We start from the raw sequence: 11,133 nt of genomic DNA, 5'->3' as shown, positions 1-11,133 counted from the left end.
GAAACGCAATCGCGCCGATGATAGTGTGGGGTCTCCCCATGTGAAAGTAGGTCATTGCCAAGCGCCTAATTTACTCGAAAGAGTAGCTTTATCACGATAAAGCGAGTCTACTAACTTTGACAAGTTAGCGACTTAAAAAGCATTTAGCATTACGCGTAAGCATTTTGCTAAAGGAGCGGTAGTTCAGTTGGTTAGAATACCGGCCTGTCACGCCGGGGGTCGCGGGTTCGAGTCCCGTCCGCTCCGCCAACATAAAGACGAAAGCCTCTACAGCAATGTAGAGGCTTTTTTCGTTTTGGTTATTAATGATTTCTGTTATCTACCAACAATCCCCATTATAAAAGATACTTTTGCAGTCAATATTTAGGGATGCTAACTCAACTAAACACGCTTAATAAGATACTGAATGTTTATATCAAGGCTTTCAGTAAATGCTAGGTATCACTCAGAAGTGAACCAGTGATTATTGAGTTATACCCTATCAACTTATTCCCTATCAACTAAGTGTATCCATAAGTAATTGGGCCTTAACCTATTAACCTCAGAGTAGCCAGAGCAACCAGAGTGAACTCCTGGATATCGAGGCCAACTCTTGCAATATATGTTCGTTCTACTTAGTTTTACTCATTTAAGCATTAGCCAGTAAGCCACAGCTCATTAAATCGTTAAATACAAACAGCACAACTAATCTCATCTTTTTATGCACTATAGATTGATCTGCTTATGATGTATTAACGTATATCAGAAAGAGATTTGTATAAGGCAAAGCTAAAGCGTATTCAATTTTACTAATTTGGCTGAAAAACCCACAGTCAGTAGTGTTTGAAGCAAATAATGCTTTACCTTTGTCGGTGGTTTTAGCATAATGCATCTCGTCAACAGGGGTATAGTTCCAATTGGTAGAACAGCGGTCTCCAAAACCGATGGTTGCGAGTTCGAGTCTTGCTACCCCTGCCAAATTTAGAAGGCCTAGCAGAAATGCTAGGCCTTTGTCTTTTCTGCACATTTATTTTATTAATCGTATAATTCCTTTTTCAATCCTTTTATCCGAATCACCATTAATTGATTTTCGTTGCTTTATCTTAGCTTTAGCTAGATGATGTAATGACTTCAAAGTCTTATCAATATCTAGAAAACTTAAGCTTATTTTATCGGGTAAACAGGGAGTTGGGACGATGCTGACTAACGTTAAGCAATTCATGAATCATTCGGCGCGATCGCGGCAGATCCTCACTGTGTTGGTAAAGTATGGTTTAGCTAATTGGGTCAAAGAAGGTAATCCTGAGTTTATTAAAAGTGTATTTGTTAATGAGAGTGGTCAGCAACTTGCGTCACTTTCTATTGCAGTTCGTTTGCGCCTAGCATTCAGTGAGTTAGGCACAGCTTTTATTAAACTTGGTCAAATACTCAGTACCCGTGCTGATCTGGTTGGTCAAGAGATTGCTGATGAGCTAACTAAGCTTCAATCTGATACGCCTGCCGATAATAAACAACAGATCATTTCAACCATTGAAGCTGAGTTCGGTCGCTCATTCGATACTTTATTTCAATCCTTTAGTTTTGATGCATTAGCTTCTGCCTCGGTAGGTCAGGTGCATAAAGCTGTCACCGTGGATGGCCAAGACGTTGTTGTTAAAGTTCAGCACGCTGGTATTGAAGATAAAATTGTTGCAGATGTCGAAATTTTAAAAATGCTGGCGTCTTTGGTTGAGCAATACAATAAAGAACTCAGACTATATCAACCGACTAAGTTAATTATTGAGTTTACTAAATCACTAATGAATGAGCTCGACTACGTCAAAGAAGCTCGCAGTATGCAGCGTGCTAGTGCTTATTTTAGTGATAATAGTAAAGTGCATATTCCACATGTTTATCGTGAAATTTCAGGTAAACATGTTTTAGTCATGGAATGCTTAAAGGGGTTTAGCGTTGCCGATGGTGACAAACTAAATGCTGCTGAGGTAGACACTAGAGCTTTAGCTGAAACCGGAATCAAGGTGTATCTTGATATGATTTTTGATTTAGGTTTTTTTCACGCCGATCCGCATCCTGGAAATATTTGGGTATTGGAGTCTGGACAGTTAGGTATATTGGATTGGGGGATGACAGCAAAATTAACCCAAGCCGTTCAATTACGCTTTCAGCACTTATTAGTTGCCCTTGCCGATAAAGATCCCGCAGAGTTAACTTACCATATAATCAAATTGTGTCAGGCGCAGCCTAAGCTAGATAAAGTCTTACTTGAAAAAGATGTTAGCGATTTTGTACAAGACTTTTTGGAAGTGGATATTAATGAAGTCCCTCTGGTTGCCGTATTAAATGAATTTATTCGAATTATTCACCATCATAAGCTAGTTATTCCGACAGAAGTTTCGATGCTCCTGAGGGTACTCATCATGCTTGAAGGAGCATCTAAGCAATTAGATAGCAGCATAAGCGTAGGTGACGCAATTCGTCCTTATGCGATTAAGATGAAACTTGCCCAGTTGTCGCCTCAATATATGTTCAAACAAACCATGGCGTCTTCTAATCGATGGCAACGTGTCATTAATACTTTGCCTGAACAAATCGAGTTATTAACTCAGCAAATTAATAATGGTCGGTTTGATATTAATTTGAATCATCGAAGTTTAGATACGATTATTAATCGCTTGGTTTATGGGGTACTAAGTGGCGCCATTTTTCTCGGTGGGTGTATGGTGTTAAGTAGTGGCGTACCGCCTTTGTATGAAGGGGTGTCTATTATAGGTTTAGGGATTACTGCCGCAGGCAGTTTACTGGTAGGGCGCTTATTACTTGCTATTAGCCGTTCGGGAAATTTATCAAAAAAGCGTTGAAAAGTACGCAGTAGAATTTAGTCAAATCTTGACAATATCAACAATAAGGTCACTTAATATGCCAGCCAAAAATCAGTCGATTATTTACTTAATGGCGATTAATGTCCTTATTTTTATTGCGAGTACATTGTTAAAGTTTGAATCTTTGCAGTCCTTAGCACTTTATTTTCCATTGAATGAAAAGTTTGCTCTATGGCAGTTAGTCACCCACATGTTCATGCACGGCAGTATGGCGCATATTCTATTTAATATGTACGCACTGTGGTCATTTGGTACCCCACTTGAACAGACTTGGAAGACGCCAAGGTTTTTAGCTTTTTATTTTGTAACAGGGTTGGGGGCAGCATTGATTTATACTGCCGCTAATTACTATCAGTTTTCCGCTATCACCAATGACATTTTAACGTTAGGTTACAGCACAAATGATATTCAAACCATTTTGCAGCAAGGTATGGCTGATGGTCACTTAGTACAAGCCTTGGGTAAGGATAGGCTGGTTGAGTTTATGTCTATTTACCATGCGCCTGTTGTTGGGGCATCTGGTGCGATGTATGGCGTGTTAGTGGCCTTTGCGATGCGTTATCCGGATGCTAAGTTATCGCTGATTTTCTTACCTGTGCCGATTAGTGCTAAATGGTTTGTTCCACTCATTATTGTTGGTGACCTGTTCTTTGGATTAACTAAATATTCTGTTGGTAATATTGCTCATTTTGCCCATGTTGGCGGAGCCATTACCGCATTAGTGATAATGTTAGTGGTGCGGTATCGTCAAAAACAATGACATGCTTGATTAAGTCGAGTGTGTCAATTCTTGGGCAATGTTATTTTTCGGGATAAAATGCTTTAGACATTTACGTTTAGGATTATTATGAAGTTAATCTCAATCAATAAGCAGCAATACCGGCAGCAGCTAAATAAATTACTGATCGGGTTGGTGAGTTGCTTAACCTTACTATCTTTAGGTTTTGGCGCTATTTTAATCGCTTTTTTTGGGCAAACGCCCGTCGCGGGAAGTGAGTCTACTGGTAATTTTCACTTAAATTTGATGGGGGTTATCTTAGCTGTCGTCTTTTGTAGCCTTATTATGAATATCATTAAAACTAAACCATTTATGCATGATATTTATTGGGTATGGCAAATGAAACAGCTACATAACCGAATCTATCGAAAGTTGACTAAAATTGTCGCTGCGGCTGATAAAAAAGAACCTGATGCGATTACCATATTATTGTTTTACTACCACACTCAAAAGCAAGTGTACGAATTAGATAATAATACGTTGACCCTCGATGCTGTTAATCAAAATATTCAAAAAATTGAATCACAAATTGCCCAATTAAATTTGTCGATTAGCCTCGATGACTTTGATATTGCTTTATTGGATAAGGTGTAAACTGTTGAGGAGTTAAAGACTTGAACCATAGTTTTTTACCAGGTCTTAAATTAAGTGTGCAATAAGTTATAGCTAACTTCTACGATCACTAGGCTATTTTCAAATGGTGAAAAATAGCCTAGCTCAAAATGGTAACTGACTTATTCAATTTACTCTACAACTAGCTCAACATTGATGTTACCGCGGGTAGCATTAGAGTAAGGGCATACTTGATGTGCTTTTTCGACTAATGCTTCAGCCGCAGTTTTATCCATTTCAGGTAAACTAATGCGTAGTTTGACATCGATGGCAAATCCGACTCCAGCGGTATTAGCCCCAATGCCGACGGTAGCTTGAACGTTAAGATCTGGGCTAAGTCTTATCTTTTCTTGTCCTGCAACAAATTTCATTGCTCCAATAAAACATGCTGAATAGCCTGCTGCAAAAAGCTGTTCTGGGTTCGTGCCTTCACCGCCTGCGCCGCCTAGTTCTTTAGGTGTGCTAAGTTTTACCGATAGTTTATTGTCCGATGATGTTGATTGACCATCACGACCGCCAGTTGTTGTTACTGATGCTGAATAAATGATATCCATGAAAACTCCTAATTGAAAAATAAAGAACGTTAAATTAAGTGATTCAGTTGGATTAATCTTAGCTACTCACTCAATGAAATATACAATACTGTAAAATTAGGTTGTGTGCAATTTAATTGTGTAAAATTATTTTTTTGTTCATTTTGAATTGAATATATAGGGCCGGTTTTTACTTGCTTGAATTTATCTAAGACTTGAATTGGGATAACTGTTTTGAACTAAAGTTGCCGCTCATTCGTACCAAGTTTATGGGTTGCGATTGCCATGTTGAACGATGTGAAAATCGTAAAGTGTGCACTGCAAAATTTGAGTGAAACTTTTAAAGCGGATCCTTCATAAAACGTGTCGTTACATCGCTTATTGCACGATGTCGAATGCAGTAGAACCTATTATTTTAATTAGGATTTATGCCAAGAAAGTTGGCTATGAATTGTACGCTAAGATTTCACATGATAGAATTGTTACAAATTATAACAAATACAGTTTCAAGGAGTGATAATGGACAGCACCTTAACCAAAGAAGAGTTAGCTTGTTTTAGTGAGTTATTCGCTAAAACACCTTCTGCCGTTAAGAAAGTGCCAGAAGGTCCTAATGAAACCGTTTCAGTGACAACTGAAATACCTGCAACTTTAGCTAGTTTGCTAGGTAAAACTCAACTAACTTTATTGGCTGAAATTAGCCATTACCGATTATGGTTCCCTTTAAATATTGCCATGGATGAACTTGGACAGTTTGTCCCTAAGCTGGGGATCCCCGAGGTGGTTGATACGCGAGGCGCTGACAGAAGCTGGCGAATGAACGAACTTGATAATGTCAGGATCATTGATTTTGATACTAATCTCGCCATCGATGTGTTGTCTCTTTCAAGCACCGGGCTGACGTTATATGCTCCAAATATTGATGATACTGAAGAAGCTCGTCAGGCTAAGTTAATTTTAACCAAAGACATTAGTTTTGATATTGAATATCAAGTTGTACGCTCTGAAAATGGCGTTATAGCAGCGACAATTGTTGTCAGTGATGAATCTAGAGAAACATTAAGACAATTTCTATTCTCTATGCATAAAGCTCAGCACTCTAACTTATATGAGCGAGTGGTTGATTCGGATAAGACAGATATCGAAGGAGCTGAGAAGTCATTACTATCACTGAAGAGTGAAACCTAATTAGCTTAAGTTTTCTGAGTGGTTATCGCATGTCATGCTTGTATACTCGCTCACTCAGGCCAAAAACAATTTATTCTAGAGTTTACTTTACGCTAAACCCTGCCTTTAATGTTTCCTTCAACGCTCTCACATATTCGTTCTCTACATTGGCCTGTACCAATAGACTAAGCTCATCGCCCACTGGGGTGAAGCGATAGTAGCTAAAGAGTGAATTATTATTTTTTGGACTAATTTTGAATTGCTGCTCGGTCATCGACAGTAAAATATCGGAATTTTTATCAAGCAGGCCGGTTTCGAATTCACTGTTATGCAGTATGCCAGCATCCATGAGAGTTAAAATACTTGAGTAAGGTAAACCGTATTTAGATAAGCCAATATTCACCTGTGATGTTTTCCTAAAATACTGCTGTAAACCACCACTGATGCGATAACCACTTAATAGCTTATATCGAGTTTCTGCATTCATTTTTACAGACATGCCTAATGCTTTTTCAAGTATTTGTGCTTCTCGTTGGGTCAAGTTCTTGAGCGTGGCAAGGGTTCTTAGGCTAAATTTTCCAGGTTTTACAATTTCGCTGGCTAAAATTCTGGCCCATAAATCTTGCATTCGTCGAGATTGAATTTGTTCTGCCATCTGGAAAAACTGGTAACTCCAGTCAGGATCTAAGTCCTCGCCTGTAACATCAGATGGAGTATAGTTGAGGGCTAAAGCAAAGATGGTTTCAAGGTTGAGCTGATGCTGAACTTGCTGTTTTTGTAATCTAAATTGGGCACGTTCTGTAATCGATGCCTGAGAAGGGCGATAATCATCTTCGCTGGCTAATCCGAGAATTTTTCCGAGCAATAATGCTTTTTTTCGTGCAGACACACTCGCTTTTTGGTCTTTGTTAGTTTGTTGAGGGTGACTTTCTGCCATAACGTTTTCTCATACTTCAACGGTGAATAAGCGGGTGATAATTATCTCTCACTCATTGTAAGAGTAGTTGATTTACCCCAATTCGTTTCATTTCCAGCCTGCGGATGGGCTGGAATATTTAACGATAATATCAAGGAACACAGTGCGAATAATACGCCTATCATAAATACCCACTGTGGCGAGCTTAACCATAGTATGCCTAATAATGCAGGGATAATCACAGCTGCAATGTGATTGATGGTAAAGCTAACCGACATACTGGCCGCAATGTCTTTTGGATCGGCAATTTTTTGAAAATAGGTTTTCATTGCTATTGCCATTGCAAATAACAGGTGATCAATTACATACAGTGCTGCAGCCAATTGAGCATGCTCAACGACAGCATAACTTGCGAAGACAAGAATTAATCCAACATACTCAATAACTAACGCATTCCGTTCACCTATTTTTCCAATTAAGCGACCAATAGCAGGGGCGAAAACTAGATTCACGACATAGTTAATTAAAAAGAGTGCCGTAATTTGCGAAACCGAATAGCCAAACTTTTCTACCATCATAAATCCGGCAAAAACCATAAAGATTTGACGACGGGCTCCAGACAAGAAAGTAAGGGCATAGTAAAGCCAGTAACGTTTGCGGAAAATGAGTTTTTTATGTTGTGGTTCGGCGATATCAAAACGAGGGTAATAGATACTCATTACCAGCACGGCAGTTAGCCCTAGTCCGCCAATAATGGCGTACATCCATACATAATCTAATTTCAGCCATGTCATCACAATCCAGATACTGCCATAACCTATTAAAGCGGCAGCAGAGCGCCATGCCAACGCCTTACCTAAAAATCCGGCAGTATCTTTTTTATCCACCCATTGCAATGTAAGAGATTGGTTGATGGTTTCAAAGTAATGAAATCCCACCGACATTAACACCGTTGTTAAATATAAGCCTAAAACGCTCGGGAAAAAGCCGGTAATAGCAATGCCGATGGATAACACGGCTAATGAAACCAAGGCAAATGATTGCTCACGGATCAGCAACAAAACGAATATCGCTGTAAAAGCTAAAAAACCAGGCACCTCTCGCAAACTTTGTAGTATGCCGATTTCAGCGCCAGTGAATGCCGCCTTTTCAATGACAAAATTATTTAGCAGCGCCTGCCATACTGCAAAAACCATCGACATAACGAAAGTCATCCACAATAAAAGTTGTTGAGGATGCTTACTGGAGGCGACTGACATAGGGAGGTTTCCTGAACTTGATATCGTGCTTGTATGGTTACACAGATTACATTTTTACGCTAAGTGTAAATGCGTTGTAAATAAAGTTGCAAGGATAAATGTAAATTATAATGAAAATGATTCTCGTTTAATATATTGTGTCGCCACATTAACGAAGGTTGTGCAATATTGTGGGGAATGAGATGAGCAAAAAGTTAACGCTGTTGGCAGTATCAATAGCCAGTGTGATTGGTTTAGGCACTTCTGCAAGTACATATGCTGCGATATCAGCAGAAGATTTAGCTAAAGCGATTGCCAAGCAAGAAGCTGAAATCGCTCAGCTCAAGCAACAATTGCAAACCATAGCAAAGGAACAAGCCCAGCAAGCAGAATCTCAAAAGCAAATTGAAGTCACTCAGCATCAACAGCAAAAAGCAGTCTCTGATGTTGTTACGAACGTTGCCGCAGCAGAGGACCGTTTCAGTCAGTTTTCATTCAAATCTTATGGGTCAGCGAATTTCACGAGTGATGAGTATTTTGACAATGTACAAGATACCACGCCAGAAAGAAGAAACCGTTTCGACTTAGAGCGCATCGTCACTGAATTTGGTTATCAGTTTACTCAGCAATGGAGCATGGAAGTTGAAATTGAATATGAGCATGGCGGAACTGGCGCTGCGCTTGAATATGATGGTTTTGATGAATTTGGTGAATTTGAATCTGAAATAGAAGCAGGCGGCGAAGTTGTCATTGAAAAAGCGGAAATTCGATATCGCCCTAGTGAAGCCTTTGGCGTTAAGTTCGGTAATATTCACTTGCCAATCGGCCTAACGAGCACCTTACACAAGCCAAACCAATACCTCACTGTACTCCGTCACAAAAGTGAAGCTGCCATGATCCCGGCCGTGTGGAACGAGAATGGCATTGGTGTTTACGGTGAAATCTCGGATTTTCATTATCAAGCCCAGATTGTTAGCGGCTTAAACTCTGAATACTTTCGAACCTATGATTGGGTTGCATCAGGACATCAAACCCGGTTTGAACATGTTAACGCTGACGACTTAGCATTTGCTGGGCGTATCGATTACGGCAACTTTAAAACTGGTAGTGCGATTGGCGTGTCTTACTATTACGGCAATACCTCTGGCAATCGAAATAAAAGCAATAAGCTCAATGTTGACGGAACGCTGAGCATAGTGACAGCTGCTGCTGCATATGTTGAGGGGCCTTGGGTGCTACGTGGTCAATACATGTACGGTACTTTAAGTGACTCTGATGCAATTACATTAGCGAATAAAACCACTCCAGGTTTACAGCCAGGTAACTTCGCGCAATTGGGCTCTAAATCGCAATCTTTCTTTGTTGAAGCAGGCTTTAAGCTTGATGACTACTTAGCTATTCCTATGACTGTATTTGCCAATATCGATTATTCAAATCCACTAATGGAAGTGGAAAGTGGTACTGCGACTAAGCGATATGAAAATACCTGGAGCAGTATCGGAGTTAACTACTTCCCAATTCCTGAAATTGTGATCAAAGCAGAAGGCGGGCTTCAGCAAGTGGCCGTAGCCAGTATTCCTGATACTAACTTTTTTGCACTTGGTGTGGGTTATCAGTTCTCGCTATAACCAGTGCATTAACATGTTTTTTTTAATGAAAGGGCTGAAATGAATCAGCCAAAATTATTGATTGAAATGGAGTTTTACATGAATTTTAAGTATACAGCGATTGCACTAACCTTAATGGGCACATTAACTGCTTGTGGTGGTTCTGGTTCTGATGATTCATCTACCCCAGATCCAGTAGTACCTGAAACTGGGTTTAGCTTTGCTGCAACTGAGATGGTCACAAACTTAACGAATGACGTCATTGTAGCGGGTTATGCTGATTTAGCGGCACAGGGTGATGCATTATTATTGGCGACCCAAGCACTAGTAAATTCCACATCACAAGCAGATTTAACCGCTGCTCAAGAGGCGTGGAAAGCAGCACGTAAGCCGTGGGAACAAGGTGAGTCGCACATCTTTGGTCCTGTTGACTCATTGAGTATCGATCCGCATTTGGATAGCTGGCCACTAAATACGACTGATTTACAGACTCAGCTAGATAACAATACAGGCTTTGACGCCGAAACCATTAAAAGCTGGAATGATGATGTACAGGGTTTCCATACCATGGAATACCTATTGTTTGGCGATGGTGTCGCTGATAACAATAAGTCTATCAGTGATTTAACGACGGCTGAACGTGAATATGTCATCGCACTTGCTGAAGTGTTTAGAGATTATGCAAAACAACTTGATGATGCTTGGCAGATTTCTCATAACCCGCAAGATGCGAACGCATTACCATATGCTGATTTATTAACTTCACCAGGCAGTGATAACAACACAGTTTACTCTTCTGAACTTGCTGTCATTGAAGAGTTGATCAACGGCATGATTGGTATTGTTGATGAAGTCGGTAACGGTAAAATTGCGGATCCATTTGGTGATTCTTTAGCCAATGCTGATACCTCAAAAGTTGAGTCTCAATACTCTTGGAATTCATTAACTGATTTTGCGGACAACATTCAAGGTGTTCGTAATGTGTATCATGGCGAGTTTACAGGTTCTGCCGACAAGCAAGGGATTATTGATTTCGTTGCCGCAGCTGATGGTGCACTTTCAGTYCGTATCTCAAGTGAGATTGACGATGCAATTTTAAAAATTCAAGCTATTGCAGGCAACGACGATATGCCTTTCCGTCAAGCTATTCTTGATGAAGCGGGTCGTACTCGTGTTGAAACAGCAGTAACAGCACTTACGACTTTACAAACCTCATTAGASTCAGATGTTATCCCACTTTTATCTGAGTGGAACCCTCAGTAAGCCACATAACGGATAAGCAATCGCTTTGCTCTAAATTTGATAAGGGCAGAGCGATTTAAGCTTTTGACTAATAAGCCTGCCGTTAGAGCAAGGCAAGTCCCAAATTGTGTTGTTTAAGCCTTTTGCAGTGTTATTGATTTAAGAGTGTGCAAGATGAACAA

At 39.9% G+C, this 11,133-nt stretch carries 9 protein-coding genes and 2 tRNA genes; 8 read left to right on the top strand and 3 right to left on the bottom strand.

Annotated elements, in window-relative coordinates; genetic code table 11:
* Positions 1–172 precede the first annotated feature (172 nt).
* The 5 genes from A9267_RS07455 (at position 173) to A9267_RS07435 (ending at position 4,230) form a co-directional block, all read left to right on the top strand.
* Positions 173–249: transfer RNA gene (locus tag A9267_RS07455), tRNA-Asp, on the top strand.
* A gap of 631 nt (positions 250–880) precedes the next feature.
* A tRNA-Trp gene (locus A9267_RS07450) sits at positions 881–957 on the top strand.
* Positions 958–1,175: 218 nt separating this feature from the next.
* A complete protein-coding gene (locus A9267_RS07445; protein ID WP_065108752.1) occupies positions 1,176–2,837 on the top strand; it encodes an ABC1 kinase family protein in 1,662 nt (553 codons plus the stop codon).
* Between the two features lie 58 nt (positions 2,838–2,895).
* A complete protein-coding gene (locus tag A9267_RS07440; protein ID WP_065108751.1) occupies positions 2,896–3,618 on the top strand; it encodes a rhomboid family intramembrane serine protease in 723 nt (240 codons plus the stop codon).
* A gap of 87 nt (positions 3,619–3,705) precedes the next feature.
* A complete protein-coding gene (locus A9267_RS07435) occupies positions 3,706–4,230 on the top strand; it encodes a DUF3087 domain-containing protein (RefSeq protein WP_065108750.1) in 525 nt (174 codons plus the stop codon).
* A gap of 149 nt (positions 4,231–4,379) precedes the next feature.
* On the opposite strand, the gene A9267_RS07430 is transcribed toward A9267_RS07435, so the two are convergent.
* A complete protein-coding gene (locus tag A9267_RS07430; protein ID WP_065108749.1) occupies positions 4,380–4,802 on the bottom strand; it encodes an organic hydroperoxide resistance protein in 423 nt (140 codons plus the stop codon).
* A 498-nt stretch (positions 4,803–5,300) separates the two neighbouring features.
* Between A9267_RS07430 and A9267_RS07425 the strand changes: the two genes are divergently transcribed.
* On the top strand, positions 5,301–5,969 hold the full coding sequence (locus A9267_RS07425; protein WP_055026479.1) for a hypothetical protein: 669 nt from the start codon (positions 5,301–5,303) through the stop codon (positions 5,967–5,969).
* 82 nt (positions 5,970–6,051) lie between these two features.
* On the opposite strand, the gene A9267_RS07420 is transcribed toward A9267_RS07425, so the two are convergent.
* Both A9267_RS07420 and A9267_RS07415 read right to left on the bottom strand, forming a co-directional pair.
* Positions 6,052–6,885 carry a TIGR03899 family protein gene (locus tag A9267_RS07420; protein WP_055026478.1) on the bottom strand — a complete coding sequence of 278 codons (834 nt, stop codon included), beginning with the start codon at positions 6,883–6,885 and terminating at the stop codon, positions 6,052–6,054.
* Positions 6,886–6,926: 41 nt separating this feature from the next.
* Positions 6,927–8,123 (bottom strand): MFS transporter, encoded by a 1,197-nt coding sequence (locus tag A9267_RS07415; RefSeq protein ID WP_065108748.1) that lies wholly within the window; start codon positions 8,121–8,123, stop codon positions 6,927–6,929.
* A gap of 182 nt (positions 8,124–8,305) precedes the next feature.
* Here A9267_RS07415 and A9267_RS07410 point away from each other — a divergent pair, with 182 nt between their 5' ends.
* Positions 8,306–9,730, top strand: coding sequence for a hypothetical protein (locus A9267_RS07410; protein WP_065108747.1), 1,425 nt, complete (start codon positions 8,306–8,308; stop codon positions 9,728–9,730).
* A 78-nt stretch (positions 9,731–9,808) separates the two neighbouring features.
* Entirely contained in the window at positions 9,809–10,972 is a 1,164-nt protein-coding gene (locus A9267_RS07405; protein ID WP_065108783.1) for an imelysin family protein, read from the top strand.
* Positions 10,973–11,133 lie beyond the last annotated feature (161 nt).

This window comes from Shewanella sp. UCD-FRSSP16_17 (genome assembly GCF_001675935.1).
Lineage (GTDB): Bacteria > Pseudomonadota > Gammaproteobacteria > Enterobacterales > Shewanellaceae > Shewanella > Shewanella japonica.
This window is presented reverse-complemented; position numbering and strand designations above follow the sequence as displayed.